Annotated in this window: 14 protein-coding genes; 6 read left to right on the top strand and 8 right to left on the bottom strand. The window is 38.8% G+C overall.

All coding sequences use genetic code 11. The features are described from left to right. Positions 1 to 161 precede the first annotated feature (161 nt). The 3 genes from HC176_RS09035 to HC176_RS09045 all read left to right on the top strand — a co-directional run bounded on the left by HC176_RS09035 (position 162) and on the right by HC176_RS09045 (position 2,709). On the top strand, positions 162 to 2,030 hold the full coding sequence (locus HC176_RS09035; protein WP_167917871.1) for a T9SS type A sorting domain-containing protein: 1,869 nt from the start codon (positions 162 to 164) through the stop codon (positions 2,028 to 2,030). A gap of 62 nt (positions 2,031 to 2,092) precedes the next feature. Continuing rightward, positions 2,093 to 2,371 (top strand): DUF2752 domain-containing protein, encoded by a 279-nt coding sequence (locus HC176_RS09040; RefSeq protein WP_167917872.1) that lies wholly within the window; start codon positions 2,093 to 2,095, stop codon positions 2,369 to 2,371. A gap of 2 nt (positions 2,372 to 2,373) precedes the next feature. Further along, on the top strand, positions 2,374 to 2,709 hold the full coding sequence (locus HC176_RS09045) for a CCC motif membrane protein (RefSeq protein WP_167917873.1): 336 nt from the start codon (positions 2,374 to 2,376) through the stop codon (positions 2,707 to 2,709). 55 nt (positions 2,710 to 2,764) lie between these two features. Here HC176_RS09045 and ettA read toward each other — a convergent pair whose 3' ends face one another. Further along, the gene (gene ettA, locus HC176_RS09050; RefSeq protein ID WP_167917874.1) at positions 2,765 to 4,456 is read right to left on the bottom strand and encodes an energy-dependent translational throttle protein EttA; all 1,692 of its coding nucleotides are present in this window, start codon (positions 4,454 to 4,456) and stop codon (positions 2,765 to 2,767) included. Between the two features lie 22 nt (positions 4,457 to 4,478). Continuing rightward, the gene (locus HC176_RS09055) at positions 4,479 to 4,661 is read right to left on the bottom strand and encodes a CAL67264 family membrane protein (protein WP_167917875.1); all 183 of its coding nucleotides are present in this window, start codon (positions 4,659 to 4,661) and stop codon (positions 4,479 to 4,481) included. A gap of 284 nt (positions 4,662 to 4,945) precedes the next feature. Between HC176_RS09055 and HC176_RS09060 the strand changes: the two genes are divergently transcribed. Together HC176_RS09060 and HC176_RS09065 are read left to right on the top strand one after the other, a co-directional pair. Further along, positions 4,946 to 6,130, top strand: a complete 1,185-nt coding sequence (locus HC176_RS09060; RefSeq protein WP_167917876.1) for an MFS transporter — start codon at positions 4,946 to 4,948, stop codon at positions 6,128 to 6,130. 261 nt (positions 6,131 to 6,391) lie between these two features. Continuing rightward, positions 6,392 to 6,736 (top strand): hypothetical protein, encoded by a 345-nt coding sequence (locus tag HC176_RS09065; RefSeq protein WP_167917877.1) that lies wholly within the window; start codon positions 6,392 to 6,394, stop codon positions 6,734 to 6,736. Here HC176_RS09065 and HC176_RS09070 read toward each other — a convergent pair. The 6 genes from HC176_RS09070 to HC176_RS09095 all read right to left on the bottom strand — a co-directional run bounded on the left by HC176_RS09070 (position 6,729) and on the right by HC176_RS09095 (position 14,360). Continuing rightward, positions 6,729 to 7,676, bottom strand: a complete 948-nt coding sequence (locus tag HC176_RS09070) for an NAD(P)H-dependent flavin oxidoreductase (protein ID WP_167917878.1) — start codon at positions 7,674 to 7,676, stop codon at positions 6,729 to 6,731. The genes HC176_RS09065 and HC176_RS09070 overlap by 8 nt on opposite strands. Before the next feature lie 60 nt (positions 7,677 to 7,736). Then, positions 7,737 to 8,966: a class I SAM-dependent rRNA methyltransferase gene (locus tag HC176_RS09075; protein ID WP_167917879.1), complete on the bottom strand. Its 1,230-nt coding sequence runs from the start codon at positions 8,964 to 8,966 to the stop codon at positions 7,737 to 7,739. A gap of 92 nt (positions 8,967 to 9,058) precedes the next feature. Continuing rightward, entirely contained in the window at positions 9,059 to 9,763 is a 705-nt protein-coding gene (cmk, locus tag HC176_RS09080) for a (d)CMP kinase (protein ID WP_167917880.1), read from the bottom strand. 71 nt (positions 9,764 to 9,834) lie between these two features. Then, complete coding sequence (gene porQ, locus HC176_RS09085) at positions 9,835 to 10,854, bottom strand: type IX secretion system protein PorQ (RefSeq protein WP_167917881.1); 1,020 nt, start codon at positions 10,852 to 10,854, stop codon at positions 9,835 to 9,837. Between the two features lie 225 nt (positions 10,855 to 11,079). Next, positions 11,080 to 13,530 carry an endopeptidase La gene (lon, locus tag HC176_RS09090; RefSeq protein WP_167917882.1) on the bottom strand — a complete coding sequence of 817 codons (2,451 nt, stop codon included), beginning with the start codon at positions 13,528 to 13,530 and terminating at the stop codon, positions 11,080 to 11,082. A 179-nt stretch (positions 13,531 to 13,709) separates the two neighbouring features. Further along, on the bottom strand, positions 13,710 to 14,360 hold the full coding sequence (locus tag HC176_RS09095) for a rhomboid family intramembrane serine protease (protein WP_167917883.1): 651 nt from the start codon (positions 14,358 to 14,360) through the stop codon (positions 13,710 to 13,712). A 50-nt stretch (positions 14,361 to 14,410) separates the two neighbouring features. Here HC176_RS09095 and HC176_RS09100 point away from each other — a divergent pair, with 50 nt between their 5' ends. Continuing rightward, positions 14,411 to 15,280, top strand: a complete 870-nt coding sequence (locus tag HC176_RS09100) for a lysophospholipid acyltransferase family protein (RefSeq protein ID WP_167917884.1) — start codon at positions 14,411 to 14,413, stop codon at positions 15,278 to 15,280. The last annotated feature ends 503 nt before the right edge of the window (positions 15,281 to 15,783 follow it).

The following is a 15,783-nucleotide window of genomic DNA, read 5'->3' on the forward strand; positions in this document are numbered from 1 at the left end:
AAAATTCGTAGAACAAAATTACATTAATTTTAGTATTTAAGGCGCTTATCTCATAACTATGTTGAGCCTGAAAAACAAGAGGCTAGTCACTTTTTTGCCACATATCATTATGTAAGAAAATATAAATTCCGTATATTTGGTTACACCTACAATCTGCTGTTATGAACTCCAAATCCCTGTTTTTTTTCCTATTTTCATTGAATTTCGCCTTTAGCCAAGATCTTTACGTGGCCGACAATAGCTATCTTTTCGCTAATGATGTCGTTCTTTTTGTAAATGATGATATTCGATTGGAAACGCCAACATCTAATTTATACTTTCGCGGTGATGCCCAACTTATTCAAAGTAATGACATAAAAAATTCTGATGCAGGCAGCCTTTCCATTTATCAAAACCAAACTACTGGCATTTATGAATACAACTATTGGTGTTCTCCTGTAGGCCTAGGCACCGATGGCACAACTCAAGCTAATGCTGATTTCTTGGGCGGAAATAACATTTATGATCCTATTGATGACGCCGATGTAACAAATGTTAACTCAAGCTTATATGGTTTTACTTCAGACTATAACGGTACAGCTACCCAACTTTCAAACTATTGGATATACACTTTAAAAGACTCAGAAGGTTATTGGAATTGGCAGCAAGTTTTCGATACGGGCACTATTGAAACGGGTTACGGTTTTACATTGAAGGGAAGCCCAAATACCAATAACGTTTTGGATTTTAGAGGTCGACCAAATAATGGTACCTTTACTGTAAGCTGTTCGTATGACGGTACAGACAACCAACCTTCAGGCTTGCTAAATCACGCCCAAACTTTAGCAGGAAACCCTTACCCCTCTGCTCTGGATTTAAAATTATTTTTGGCTCATGCTGATAACCAAACCAACTTAAATGGTGAAATTTATTTTTGGGAACAAAAACAAAAAAGCTCTCATTATTTAGCTGATTATGAAGGCGGTTATGGTGTATATACCCCAGGTAACTTAGGTGATTTAAACGACAATGGCACTTATTCAACTGCTCTTTTTGAAAGCTATAATGGCGACGGAAGCGACAATGGAAACACGTCTGGTACAACCACAGATTTTGGAAGTATAAACACCTATGAAAGGCGCTTTGCTGCAGTAGGTCAAGGTTTTATTATAGCAAGCGACAAATTTAGTGGATTCGCTACCTTTAACAACTCGATGAGAGTGTATGCCGCCAAAGATTTAGTAAATGGTTCTGTATTTGCTAAAAGCAAAAATAAAAAGGCTGAATCTGAAGAAAAAAAACACCCAATTTCGCACAACGGTATAGATTACAAAGCCATTTTTGAAAACCCAACGATTGTGCCTGAAATTAGATTGCACACCCATATTAACAACAGTTATTATAAAGAAAACGTTATTGCTTTCAGGGAAAGCACTCCGAACAACAGTACCTACAACAAGTTTTTTGATGGTAGAAACATAAATAATCTAGCTACTGATGTTTACCTTATTTCGAGCAACGAAAAACTGGTTGTAAAATCCATAAAATATGGTGAATCGGTTAGTTTACCTTTGGGGTTTAAGGCCGGGAAAGATAATAGCCTATTCAGCTTAAAAATCCATAAACTAAACAATGTTCCTGAGCATGTGGACGTATATGTTTATGACCGTGAAAACAACAGCTATACCGATGTAAAAAACGGCACTTTTGAAATCATCCTCAATCAAGGAACATATAACAACCGATTTGAAATTACTTTTTCTAAAAATGCTTTAAACCTTCCAGTTATTGCCGAAAACAACTTTAAAGTATTCTTTAATAAACCTGCCTCTGAAATCACCATTTTAAACCCCGAACAAATAGAACTTAAAGCCCTAACACTTTTTGATATTTCCGGGAAACAGATAGTAAACCGTAAACATTTTCATTCAGAAAAAAGGCATGTAATATCAACAAAATCTTTAAACGTTGGTACTTATTTGGTAAATATTGAAACTTCAGATAATCAAAGCATTACCAAAAAAGTGGTTGTTCATGATATTACAAAATAAACTTCCTTTGTATCTTTTCTTTTTATTAAATTTGCTTGGGCATTTCACTTCAAACATTAACTATGGAAAAATATATGCTACCTTGTCTGAACAAAAAACTGTTTGGCATTGAATGTTTAGGCTGTGGTTTGCAAAGGGCTATCGCCCTTGTGTTTCAAGGAGAGTTTGTGGCAGCTTTCAAAATGTATCCAGCCGTTTATAGTTTATTAATACTGTTTACTGTTATGGGCGTAAATATTTTCTTTAAATTTAGACATTCCAATAAAATCATTGGAGCATTAGCCATAATAACGGTAACGACTATTGTAATAAGCTATATGGTTAAATTAATCAATAATTAAATATGGAACAACAAAAACTCAACCCAAGCCTTGTTTATGTTTTAGCAATTGTAGGCCTTTTGTGCTGTTGCTTTGGTGGTGCTGGCGCTATTCTTGCTGCTGTGGCCTTTTTCATTGCCAACAGCAAACTAAACGCCGTAAAGTTAAACCCTGAAAATTACGAGGCAAACAGTATAAAAGCCATGGGAACCGCCAAAACAGTGGCTTTAATCATTTTAATCATCAATGTTCTTTACCTTGTTTACACCATTTATCAGATTTCAACTATTGGTTGGGACGAATTAATGCAGCAATCGCAAGAAATGATGGAGCAGATTCAAAATCAACAAAGTAATTAATTACCCAAAAACTCAAGAGGTCGCCTAAAAATTACTTTTTAGACGACCTCTTTTTTTATCGTACCAATTTTTTGTACTTAATTCGTTTCGGCATTAAATCGCCTCCCAATCGTTTCTTTTTGTTTTCTTCGTATTCAGAAAAACTACCTTCAAAGAAATACACTTGGCTATTGCCTTCAAAAGCCAAAATATGGGTGCAAATTCTATCTAAAAACCAACGGTCGTGACTAATAACCACTGCACAACCTGCAAAGTTTTCAAGACCTTCTTCCAAGGCACGAAGCGTGTTTACGTCCAAATCGTTAGTGGGCTCATCCAAAAGCAGCACGTTGCCTTCTTCTTTTAGGGTCATTGCCAAATGAAGTCGGTTACGCTCACCACCCGAAAGCAGTTTCACTTTTTTATTTTGCTCGCTTCCGCTGAAATTAAATCGACTCAAATAAGCTCGTGAATTGACTTGCTTTCCTCCCATCATCACCAATTCCTGCTCGTCGCTAAAGTTTTGCCAAATGGTTTTTTCGGAATCAATATTGGAATGGCTCTGATCCACATAGGCGATTTTGGCCGTGTCACCAACTACAAATTCACCTTTATCTGGTGTTTCCTCACCCATTACCATTCTGAAAATAGTGGTTTTACCAGCTCCATTTGGCCCAATAACACCTACAATTCCCGCTTGTGGCAAATTGAAATTTAAATCTTCATATAATAACTTATCGCCATAGCCTTTGCTTACGCCTTTGGCTTCAATAACGTTGGTTCCCAATCGTGGGCCGTTTGGAATGTAAATTTCCAGTTTTTCATCCAACTGTTTTTGGTCTTGGCTCAAAAGTTTATCATAATTCTTTAAACGTGCCTTTTGTTTGGTTTGTCGGCCTTTAGCGCCTTGACGTACCCATTCCAACTCACGTTCCAAGGTTTTTTGTCGTTTTGAAGCGGCTTTACCTTCCTGCGCCATGCGCTTTGATTTTTGATCTAACCAAGACGAATAATTCCCTTTCCACGGAATGCCTTCACCTCGATCGAGTTCTAAAATCCAACCCGCTACATTATCCAAAAAGTAACGGTCGTGCGTTACCGCAATCACCGTGCCTTTGTACTGCGCCAAATGGTGTTCCAACCAATGTACCGATTCGGCATCCAGGTGGTTGGTAGGCTCATCCAACAGTAATACATCGGGCTCTTGCAACAACAATCTGCACAGTGCTACACGGCGACGTTCACCACCAGAAAGCACACCTATTTTTTTATCTCCTTCGGGCGTGCGCAAGGCATCCATCGCTATTTCCAATTTGGTGTCTAGCTCCCAAGCATTGGCGGCATCAATCTGGTCTTGAAGCTCGGCTTGGCGGTTCATCAATTTTTCCATTTTATCTGGATTGGAATACACTTCTTCCAAACCAAACATATCGTTTATTTTATTATATTCGTCAAGAATGGCAACTGTTTCGGCAGCGCCTTCACGAACTACTTCCATCACCGTTTTTTCTTCATCCAACTGCGGTTCCTGCTCTAAGTAGCCGACTGAGTAATCTTGCGAAAACACCACATCGCCCTGATAGTTTTTATCAACACCCGCAATGATTTTCAGTAAAGTAGATTTACCCGAACCATTAAGCCCCAGGATACCGATTTTGGCCCCGTAGAAAAAACTGAGGTAAATATTTTTAAGCACCGGTGTATTGGCACTCTGGAATGTCTTGGTAACACCAGACATTGAGAATATTATTTTTTTATCGTCGCTCATTTTATTTTAAGTAAGTTTTAATTTAAACACGTCCCTTTAAAGCATTAAATACCCAAGCCACAGCGAAAAAGCCCAATCCTACAGCTGCAAATCCCCAACCTGCTACTTCCTGATATTTAAAAGCTCCCATGGCAATTAACCCTAGCCCCACAAAAATCATAATCCATGTAGCCCAAGCCAATACCGTGTTTTTATTCATTGCCATAATCTTTTTCTTTATTTGGTTAGTTATAGGCAAATATCGGTTATTAACCATAAATTAAAAAGCATCTCTTCATTTTATATATTTCTTTTTGAAGAAATCGTTTTTCATTCAAAAACAGTTTAACAGGCATCAATTGTACAATATCATTTCTCAAAATATTGCAAAACGATAATTATCGAGGTTGTATTTTACCGATTTCTGAATTAACTTTTATTTATCATTCGGCAAGCGTTCAATTAATGCATTGGTGTGTATTTTTGTCGTTTCTAAATCTTTGAACGCTTATGAACAAAGCATTACTATCATTAGCCATTGGCGGTTTTGGCATTGGATTGACCGAATTCGTAATTATGGGCATTTTGCCCGAGGTGGCTACGGCATTCAATATCAGTATCCCCCAAGCAGGACATTTTATTTCGGCATATGCTTTGGGCGTAGTGATTGGCGCACCAACCTTAACGGGAATTGGCAGCAAATGGCCCGCCCATAAAGTACTTTTGGCACTTATGGTATGGTTTACGGTTTTCAATACCATTTCGGCGTTCGCCAACGGTTATTACCAATTTTTGATTTTACGATTTTTATCCGGCTTACCCCACGGTGCTTTTTTTGGTATTGGGGCTGTGGTAGCGGGCAAACTTTCCAAACCCGGAAAACAGGCACAAGGCATTGCCATTATGTTTAGTGGATTAACCATCGCTAACCTTTTGGGGGTTCCATTGGGCACTTATTTAGGAAAAGGATTCAATTGGAACGTTTCGTTTTTAATGGTTGGTTTTGTTGGCTTTCTGGCAGTTTTAAGCGTGAAATTTTGGATGCCTGAGTTGAAAAAATCTTCGGCAACCCGTTTTGTTGAAGAATTTAAAATTTTTAGACGACTGGAATTGTGGTTAATTATTTTATTGACCACCATTGGTACGGGCGGATTCTTTGCGTGGTACAGCTACATTGCGCCTCTGATTACCGATGTTGCAGGACACCCAAAGGAAATGGTATCGCTGGCTATGATTTTGGCCGGATTGGGCATGTTTATCGGAAATTTTATTGGTGCCAAACTGGCCGAAAAATTTTCACCAATTAATGCCATCATTATTACCCTCATTTTTATGGTAATTTGTTTGGGCCTCAATACCTATTTGGCTTCAGACAAAATTATGGTTTTGGTTATGACCTTTATTATCGGTACGATAACCTTTTGCCTCTCCACCCCTATTCAGGTGGCTATCATCAATGCATCAAAAGGTTCGGAAACTTTGGGATCGTCGCTTAACCAAAGTGCGTTCAACATTGGAAACGCTACCGGAGCGTACTTTGCCGGTATCCCAATTGCCATGGGATTCGGTTACACGTCAGCCGATTGGATTGGCGCCGCTATGGCTTCTGTAGGCGTTATTATTGCCTTCGGAATTATCGCTTTAAGGCAACAGCAAAAACGAAAGAATAGTGAGTTAAAAACCTGTTACTCATAAAAAATGGGTGTCTAAAAAGTAATTAATTAGCCAGGGAATGACACAATAGTCAAAAAAATTATTCTCATATAAAACTTTTTGATTGGAAATCTGTAGTGGCTCATTCACACTCAAAAACACCTTGACAATCCGTTTTTCAACACCAATTTTTTTTTAAGGATATAAACATTTTATCGGAGTTAATTGATAATTAAGCATCATATTTTGCTGTTAAAAAACCATTTAGTTACTTTAAATCTTCAAAAACATTTTGGTAAACTTATGAAACTAATTTTAACCCTTTTGCTATTATTTTTTTCTAATATACTTATTTGTAACGCCCAATTCATTTCTGCGGATGACAGACTACATTTAGGAGCAGGAGCTTTAGTTTCTGGAGTGTCTTATACTGTGTATTCAGCTACCAAAAACAAGAAAAAAGCTTTTTGGTATAGTTTGGGCGCGTCTGCTTTAGCCGGTATAGCAAAAGAAGCTATTGACCTTGGCCAAAATGAACGGTTTGACACAGGAGAAATTGTTGCTACTACCGCTGGCGGATTGTTTATGAGCACCACTTTGAGCCTTTTTATTGGCAATAAAAAGAAAGCCGTGGCATTGGTCAACTAATCAGTCGCCTAACAATTTCTTTAGTCGGTAGAATTTTATTAGTGTGCTCAATACTGGGGCCCGCCACCCATACGGTTTTGTAAGTAGCCTGTTTTGCCGCTTTTTCGGTAGCACGCATACCAATGGCAAAACGAATCATTTTTACCCACTTTTTCAGTTTTCTATTTTTGTTCAGGATGTTTTCAAGCCATGTGGCTTTAGTTCCTATTTTTTGAACATAAGGCGTATTGATAACGGTACAGGGTGTTCCCGAAATACGCTCGGTCATTACAATATCATTGGCACCGTAATTTACGCACGCTTGCTTGTAGTCTATGGTAACATTGGCCTCTTCTGAAGCTATAAACGGACTTCCCACCGAAACGCCATCGGCACCGTATCCCAACATTTTATCTAAATCGGCTTTACAGCCTACACCACCGGCCGATATTATGGGGATGTTACAATGCGCCTTTAATTCTTTTATTAGATTCTCGGGCGATAAATTCCCTCGGTGCCCTCCGGCTTCATTGTTAACAGCAATTATGGCATCGGCACCTAATGTTTCGACCTTTTTTGCAAACTTTAAATCCACCACATCGCAAAACACTTTAATGCCAACTTGGCGCGCCCGTTTAATGGTTTCTTCAGGGCTTCCAAGCGAAGTGATAATAAAATCGCAACCTTCTTCGCAAATGGCTTCCAATTGCCCTTTATATTTTACATTCGATCTGTTAACAATAAGGTTAAACCCAAACGAACCGCCTTTTGGTTTGGCTGCTTTTAATTCCCTGATTGCTATTCGTAATTCGTCCACTGTACGGTAATTTAAAGCGGGAATGCAACCGGCAATTCCGCAGTGCATTGCTTCCTTTACCATGGCTACATTAGAAACCAAAAACATTGGCGCTTGAATAATAGGATGTTTAATATCGAGAAGTTGAGTAAGGCGTGTTTCCATTTATTGAACTTGACTTCAACAAATATAACAAATATTATGCATGCATAACAGCACCACTATTTAATTTGAAAACCGATAATATCCGCACTTGAGATAGGCGCCTTCGGGAAATCCTACAGGGTGATCCATATCGTGATGTGTTTGAAGAATCATTTTAAACGGACGGTTTGAAGCCAACAACACCTCATTATTAATATCGAAAAACGCTTGCGAAACCACTCGGGATGAACATGAAGCCAATACCAAAAGTCCATTTTTAGCTGTTAATTTTTCACCCAATTCGGCAAGTTGGGCGTATTTCTTTTTGGCCAAATCGATTTCCGAAGCTTGTTTTGCAAAACTTGGTGGGTCAATTACCACCACATCGAATGTTACGCGCTTTTTAATAAGTTTATTTAATTCTTCAAAAGCATCGCCTCCAATGGTTTTATGTACGCCCGAATAGGTATTGAGTTTACCGTTTTCAACCGCTATTTCCAAGGCTTGTTTGCTTATATCTAAACTGGTCACTTCTTTGGCTCCATTGGCCAAGGCATGTACCGAAAACCCGCCTGCGTAACTAAAAACATCTAAAACACTTTTATTTTTGCTCCACTCACCTACTTGCTTTCGGTTGGCTCGGTGATCTAAAAAATAACCTGTTTTATGACCTTTAATCACATTAGCCGAAAAATTGACGCCATGTTCCACAAATTCCACAACCTCGTTTTCAAGTGTGCCGTAAACTACCTCGCCATCTTTTAACCTATGGTTTTTTGAATTTTGAAGCCCTCTACTCAATCTAATTACTACCGATTCAGCTTTTGAAGTACTTTGTAAAATGGGCATAACAACATCCAAATACGGCAACCATATTTCAGAATACAGTTTTACTACCAAAACTTTAGCATATACATCGGCTATCAACCCCGGAAAACCATCGTTTTCACCGAATAACAAACGATAACTGTTGGTGTTTGTTTTCTGTAACTCACTCCTTTTTTGAAATGCTTCGGTAATTTTTTTTTGAAAAAATACTTCGTTGATTTCTACCTTTTCAATACCGCTGTGGAGCATTTTTATTCGGATGGGAGACTGTGCATCGTACAATCCCAAACCCATTACACGATTTTTATTTTTACTGAAAATTATAGCCAAATCGCCCGTTTTGGCATCATCATTTATTTTCACGATACTGTTTGAAAATACCCACGGATGGCCTTTTAAAACAAACTGTTCGCCTTTGGCATTGAGTTTTACGGCCAAACGTTTGGGTTGGCAATTAGATTTAAGACTTAATGAAAATGGCATTTCAACAAATTAAGCTAGTTAAAAAGTAAATCTTTTTTCGGGTGAATTTACAAATAACCGTATGGAACTCATTTAAACTGACTGAAATTTGTCTATCCATTATAATTACCATTCCCAATAACCGATTTGACCAACTGAAGGATTTTTTCGAATTGCTCCTCGAAAGTCAGGTCCGAATTGTCAATTTCAATGGCATCATCTGCTTTTACCAAAGGCGAATCTTCACGGTTCGAGTCAATATAATCGCGTTCCTTTACATTGTTTAAAACATCTTCGTATGCCACTTGGTCCCCTCGCTCGATGAGTTCCTTAAACCGACGTTGGGCACGGGTTTCGGCCGTTGCCGTCATAAACAATTTCAATTCAGCATCTGGAAACACCACAGTACCAATATCGCGCCCGTCCATAACCACGCCTTTATCAGCACCCATTTTTTGCTGCTGCTCCACCAGTTTTTGGCGCACTTCTGAAATGGCCGCCACTTGGCTCACAAAACTGGACACCTCTAGCGTTCGGATGTCTTTTTCAATATTCACGCCGTTCAAATATACTTCAGCAAAACCCAATTCGGCATTAAACTTAAAACTGATATTAATTTCCGGCAAATGGTCTACCAAGGTTTCCACATTAAAAGCCTCAGCATCAATTAATCCGTTTTGCATGGCATAAAGCGTCACCGCCCGATACATCGCCCCCGTATCAACGTATACGTAGCCTAAATGTTTGGCCAACTGTTTGGCAACGGTACTTTTTCCTGTGGACGAAAACCCGTCAATAGCAATGGTGATATTTTGCATGATTTAATTTTGAAGTGCCAAAAATACTTAAAATGCTTAAGCCTTTAAAATATTGGGATATTAAAAGTTTTTTACTGTAAATCAATCTGCAAGCCGAAAAAATTAGAATTGCCAGCACTTGTATATTTGGCGTGGGTATAGCTAAAACGCATTTTGTTCATTTTTATGGAAATACCTGCCGAAAGCCCCGAAAAATTACGTTGGTCTAAAATGCGTAAATCCTCGCCCCGCCTAAAATTATATCCTAAACGAATGTTGAATCCTCCCTCGGGAAAAATCTCTGCCCCAACAATAGTATGGCGAATCACTTGGCCAATAAACCCGATGCTTTCTTCGGTTGAATTTCCCGATAAATCGCTGGTAGTTCGGGCTGGGTTTGGTCTGGAAATGGGCCATTCCTGTAAATTATCTAAAGTTATATGCCAACGGATGGGTACGTTTTCCATGAGTTGCGACATCCCAAAAGCCACTTCAAAAGGTAAGGGCTCATGAAGTCCCGCATACGTAGTGATCTGCGAGCCCAAATTTCGAACCACCAAAGCAGCATTAAAATCGAGGTATTCATTAATATAAACCAACCCTAAATCGACCGCCGCACCAAAGGAACCGTATTGTTCCAGTTTTGAGGTGATGAGCTTTAGGTTTCCACCGAAATAAAAATCGGAATAACCAATTTGTGTAGCGTAGCCTAAAGATAATGCGGTTTCGCTTCCGCTGAACGTTCCTGTTGAATTTCCGTCCTCGTCATAGCCTTCAAATGAACCATAATTAATGTAAGTAATACCACCATGGAAGGTTTGTGTACGCCTGTCGACCGTATAAGCATAAGCGGCCGTTCCGTAACCAATCCCTCCTAAATAGCTTGTATAATTCAGTGCCAATTGGTTATCCATTTCCACATTGATGGTCGCCGGGTTGAAAAGGGCTTGTGTTACGTCGTAATCCACATTGGTTAAAACCTTTCCGCCCAAGGCCGCCTGACGGGGCGACGATACCAAATTCAGAAACTGATAGGTATGCTCTCCCCCAACCTGCGCCCAAGCAAAAGTGGTTAATGTGAGGCTAAAAAATAAGACGAATGGTTTCAGCATATTTACGAACACAAAGAAAGTAAATCTATCTTAAAACGGCGGTACGTATATTTTATTTTAGAATATAAAAAAACAGACTGTTTAAAAAAGCCGTCATTCTGAATCCCGATAGTTATCGGGAGAAGGAATCTTAAAAAAATCAAGCTAATGATTATGAGATTGCTTCGAAATATAAATTTCTCTTAATGACGTTTACAGGTTACTTTTTTAAACAGTCTGTAAACTTTAAATATTCTTGGCGTTTTTAACCTTTTGATTTGTGATGGCTAATTTAATCACCTCACTCATATCGGATACATAATGAAATGTCAAGCCTTTTAAATACTCTGGTTTGATTTCCTCAATATCGCGACGGTTATCTTCACACAATAAAATCTCTTTGATTCTGGCACGTTTAGCCGCCAAAATCTTTTCTTTAATACCACCAACGGGAAGCACTTTTCCACGCAAGGTAATTTCTCCAGTCATGGCGATGCTTTTCTTTACTTTTTTCTGAGTGAATAAAGACACCAACGAGGTTAACATGGTGATACCTGCACTTGGCCCATCTTTTGGGGTGGCTCCTTCCGGAACGTGAATGTGTACATTATATTTATCGAATGCAGCTGAATCAATACCGAACTCGTCTGCGTTCGATTTGATGTATTCCATGGCAATGGTGGCGGACTCTTTCATAACCTTACCCAAGTTTCCGGTTACGGTTAAGTTGCCTTTTCCTTTTGATAAAATGGATTCGATAAACAGAATATCACCACCAACACGGGTCCAAGCCAAACCTGTTACCACGCCAGCCACATTATTGTTTTCGTATTTATCGCGCTCCAATTTTGGTCCGCCTAAAACTTCAACAATATCTTCGTTGGTTACTTTAATATTGTATTCCTCTTCCATGGCAATGTTTTTGGCTGCAAAGCGTACCATTTTGGCAATCTGTTTTTCCAAACCACGCACACCCGATTCGCGCGTATAGCCTTCAACTATTTTTTCCAATTGTGGCTTGCCAATTTTTAAATCTTTGGAAGACAACCCGTGCTCCTTCAATTGCTTTGGCAACAAGTGCTGCTTGGCAATTTCAACCTTTTCTTCAATGGTATAGCCCGTTACGTTTATGATTTCCATTCGGTCGAGCAATGCCGGCTGAATGGTCGATAAGCTATTTGAAGTGGCAATAAACATCACTTTAGAGAGGTCGTAGCCCATTTCTAAGAAATTGTCGTAAAATTCGCTGTTTTGCTCGGGATCTAATACCTCCAACATGGCAGACGACGGGTCGCCCTGGTGCGAATTGGATAGCTTGTCGATTTCATCCAATACAAACACGGGGTTTGAAGTGCCTGCTTTTTTCAAACTTTGAATGATACGCCCTGGCATAGCGCCAATATAAGTTTTTCGGTGCCCACGAATTTCAGCCTCGTCGCGCAATCCACCCAACGACATACGCACATATTCACGCCCCAAAGCTTCGGCTATGGATTTCCCCAAAGACGTTTTACCTACACCCGGAGGTCCATAAAGACACAAAATAGGCGATTTCATATCGTTGCGAAGTTTCAGTACCGCTAAATATTCAATGATGCGTCGTTTTACGTCTTCCAAACCAAAATGGTCTCTATCCAAAATTTTCATGGCGCGTTTTAGGTCGAATTTATCTTCGCTAAACTCGTTCCACGGTAAATCCAAGAATAACTCCAAATAGTTACGTTGAATAGAATATTCGGCCACCTGCGGATTCATACGTTGCATTTTCGCAATTTCCTTCTCAAAATGCTTAGCTACTTTTTCGTCCCAGTTTTTCTCTTTAGCCGCGATGCGCATTTCCTCAATCTCGGTATCGTGGCTTACACCGCCCAATTCTTCCTGAATGGTTTTCATTTGTTGGTGCAAGAAATACTCACGCTGCTGTTGGCTCATATCCATTTGAACCTTAGACTGAATATCGTTTTTCAAGGCTAACTTCTGAAACTCAACATTCATATATTTTAAGGTAGCCAGAGCACGTTCTTTTAGATCATTGATTTCTAAAAGCTCCTGTTTTTCGTCTACAGTAAGATTCATATTTGATGACACAAAATTCACCAAAAACGAACTGCTTTCGATGTTTTTTATGGCAAACGAAGCCTCGCTGGGAATATTTGGACTTTCCTTTATGATATCTAGAGCCAATTCTTTTATGGACTCGATAATGGCATTAAACTCTTTGTTTTTTTGAGCTGGCCTTGTTTCCGGAATATCCCTAATAGTGGCGTTCATGTAGGGCTCTTCGGTGATGACTTCGGCCACCTGAAAGCGTTTTTTACCCTGAATGATAACGGTAACGTTGCCATCGGGCATTTTTAAAACCCTTAAAATACGAGCTACGGTTCCAGTTGGGTGGATGTCTTTTGCGGTGGGCTTTTCTACATTTTCGTCCTTTTGGGCCACTACGCCAATTACCTTTCCGCCTTTGTTAGCATCGTTAATCAGTTTTATGGATTGGTCTCGACCAGCGGTAATAGGTATCACCACGCCCGGAAACAATACCGTATTTCGTAATGATAAAATTGGCAAGGTTTCGGGCAGCTCTTCGTTATTTATGGCCTCTTCATCTTCTGGTGTCATTAACGGAATCAATTCTGCATTTTCGTCAAACTCCTGCAATGACAAACTGTCAAGATTCATGATATTCGATTTCTTCATATACTATATTAAGCCAATCTGTCATTAAAAACAGATGGTTTTGATTTTTAATTTAACTCTAAAAGTTTTAAAATGCTGAAAACAGGCGGTTTAAACGAACACACCTATTCTCTTTAATGTAGTAAATTCAATTGCTGTGCCATAATTGGATTTTGTAAAACCCAATTTGAGGTTTAGTATCACATCTTCCCCATTTTCTTCAATACAAAAAGCAACACAATGGGAATGGCCAACAAAACGACCATTAGCAAACTAGTTTTGAACAACCACGGAGAAAGGATTAAAGTAATGATGTAACCACCTATAGCACCTCCAAAATGCGCATCGTGACCAATATTGCCTATACGGTTTTTCATTCCGTAAATGGAATACAGCAAATACCCAATACCAAAAACATACGCCGGAATAGGAATGGGTATAAAAAACAAGTACAAACTCATATCCGGTCGCAATAATATGGCGGCGTAAATAACTCCAGAAACCGCACCACTGGCACCAACGGCACTATAATGGTATTCATTTTTATGGAAGTATAACGACAACAAGTTACCCAACAATAAACTGCCCAGATAAATTAAAACAAACTGAGTAGTGTTCAATAATGTAATAACCACACCGGCAAAAAAATACAACGTAAGCATATTAAATAGCAAATGCTGCGTATCGGCATGCAAAAAGCCGGAACTGAACATTCTTACCTGTTCACCGCGTTTTACCGCCCCTACATTGAATTTGTACTTTTCGAAAAACGAATAATCTTGAAATCCTTTGTATGAAATAATAACGTTGGCCGCAATAAGAATTATGGTTATCAGATCTATGTTACCCATGGGGAATATAAGTTTGAATTAGTCTATATTTGCAAATCTAAAATTTATTCATGCAATTTCTAGTTTATATTTTGGTTTATCCGCTATTGTGGATGGTTTCCAAATTGCCGTTTCGGTTGTTGTATTTGCTTTCCGATGGCCTGTACCTACTGCTGTACTACGTTGTGGGCTACCGAAAAAAGGTGGTGACCGAAAATTTAAAATTGGTCTTTCCCCAAAAAACCGATCAGGAAATTACCGCTATAAAAAAGAAATTCTACAAGCACCTTTGCGATATGTTTTTGGAAATGGCCAAAACCATGACTATTTCTGAAAAAGAACTGGAAAAACGCTTTAAAATCACCAACCCGAAAGAACTGAAACGCCTTGAAAAACTTAATAAAAGCATCATTTTAATTTTTGGTCATTATGCCAGTTGGGAGTGGTCTATCGTGTTGCAGAACTATATCAATTTTAAAGGTTTTGCGGTTTACAAAAAATTGGCCAACAAGCATTTCGATAAATTGGTTCGTGATATCCGCTCGAAATACAGCACCACCCTAATCAGCACCAAAGAAACTATACACACCATCACCCAAAACGAGTTGACTGGAACAAAATCCATTACCGGTTTTTTAAGCGACCAATCGCCCCGATTGAGCAAAGAAGTATATTGGAGCACATTTATGGGGATAAAAGCACCTTGTTTTACGGGCGCCGAACGCTTGGCTAAAAAGTTGGATTTTTCAACCGCTTATTTAAAGGTGAACAAGGTAAAACGAGGCTATTACGAAGCTGAAATCATCACTTTAGCGGAAGATTCGAGAATTTACAAAGATTACGAGCTAACCGACCTATTTTTACGCGAGGTTGAAAAACAAATATACGAAGCACCCGAATATTATTTCTGGACGCACAAACGTTGGAAGCATCGGGTTTAGGGTTTAAAGTTTCGGGTTTAAAGTTTAAAGTTTCGGGTTTTGGGTTTTGGGTTTTGAATTTAGAGTTTGGAAACTAATTTAACGTGAGTTCGAAATAACTATCCATTTATTACACGTTAATATCAATAAATTGGCGTTTTGTGTCAGGTTGAGCCTTTCGGCTTCGCTCAAGATAAACTAAAGTCGAAACCTAATTGAAATCCTATTTTTTCAAGACCTTTCGTTTTGCTCCGCAAGGTGCTTTCAAAGAAATATATTTCTTATTCAACCAATGCTCAAGGTGACAACAGTCAGTTTTATTGGGAATACAAACGGTAAATACGACATTATTATCGAAATCACGCTAAATATAAATTAGAGAAAACCTTTGTGTCTTTGTAACCTTCCCTAAAAATAAGACAGTTTAAAATTCGAAATTATTAATTTTAAACCAATAAACTGTCAGATGAAAAAAAGTAGATTTACCGAAAGTCAGATCATCAAGATCTTAAAAGAAAACGAAC

The sequence above is a fragment of the Tamlana crocina genome (genome assembly GCF_012037625.1).

What these genes read in the sequence shown, in the direction of transcription:
- cmk (WP_167917880.1), bottom strand. Translation starts at nt 9,763, where the DNA reads ATGCAAAATATCACCATTGCTATTGACGGGTTTTCGTCCACAGGAAAA.
- HC176_RS09055 (WP_167917875.1), bottom strand. Translation starts at nt 4,661, where the DNA reads ATGGCAATGAATAAAAACACGGTATTGGCTTGGGCTACATGGATTATG.
- HC176_RS09060 (WP_167917876.1), top strand. Translation starts at nt 4,946, where the DNA reads ATGAACAAAGCATTACTATCATTAGCCATTGGCGGTTTTGGCATTGGA.
- HC176_RS09095 (WP_167917883.1), bottom strand. Translation starts at nt 14,360, where the DNA reads ATGGGTAACATAGATCTGATAACCATAATTCTTATTGCGGCCAACGTT.
- HC176_RS09100 (WP_167917884.1), top strand. Translation starts at nt 14,411, where the DNA reads ATGCAATTTCTAGTTTATATTTTGGTTTATCCGCTATTGTGGATGGTT.
- ettA (WP_167917874.1), bottom strand. Translation starts at nt 4,456, where the DNA reads ATGAGCGACGATAAAAAAATAATATTCTCAATGTCTGGTGTTACCAAG.
- lon (WP_167917882.1), bottom strand. Translation starts at nt 13,530, where the DNA reads ATGAAGAAATCGAATATCATGAATCTTGACAGTTTGTCATTGCAGGAG.
- HC176_RS09045 (WP_167917873.1), top strand. Translation starts at nt 2,374, where the DNA reads ATGGAACAACAAAAACTCAACCCAAGCCTTGTTTATGTTTTAGCAATT.
- HC176_RS09035 (WP_167917871.1), top strand. Translation starts at nt 162, where the DNA reads ATGAACTCCAAATCCCTGTTTTTTTTCCTATTTTCATTGAATTTCGCC.
- HC176_RS09075 (WP_167917879.1), bottom strand. Translation starts at nt 8,966, where the DNA reads ATGCCATTTTCATTAAGTCTTAAATCTAATTGCCAACCCAAACGTTTG.
- HC176_RS09065 (WP_167917877.1), top strand. Translation starts at nt 6,392, where the DNA reads ATGAAACTAATTTTAACCCTTTTGCTATTATTTTTTTCTAATATACTT.
- HC176_RS09070 (WP_167917878.1), bottom strand. Translation starts at nt 7,676, where the DNA reads ATGGAAACACGCCTTACTCAACTTCTCGATATTAAACATCCTATTATT.
- porQ (WP_167917881.1), bottom strand. Translation starts at nt 10,854, where the DNA reads ATGCTGAAACCATTCGTCTTATTTTTTAGCCTCACATTAACCACTTTT.
- HC176_RS09040 (WP_167917872.1), top strand. Translation starts at nt 2,093, where the DNA reads ATGGAAAAATATATGCTACCTTGTCTGAACAAAAAACTGTTTGGCATT.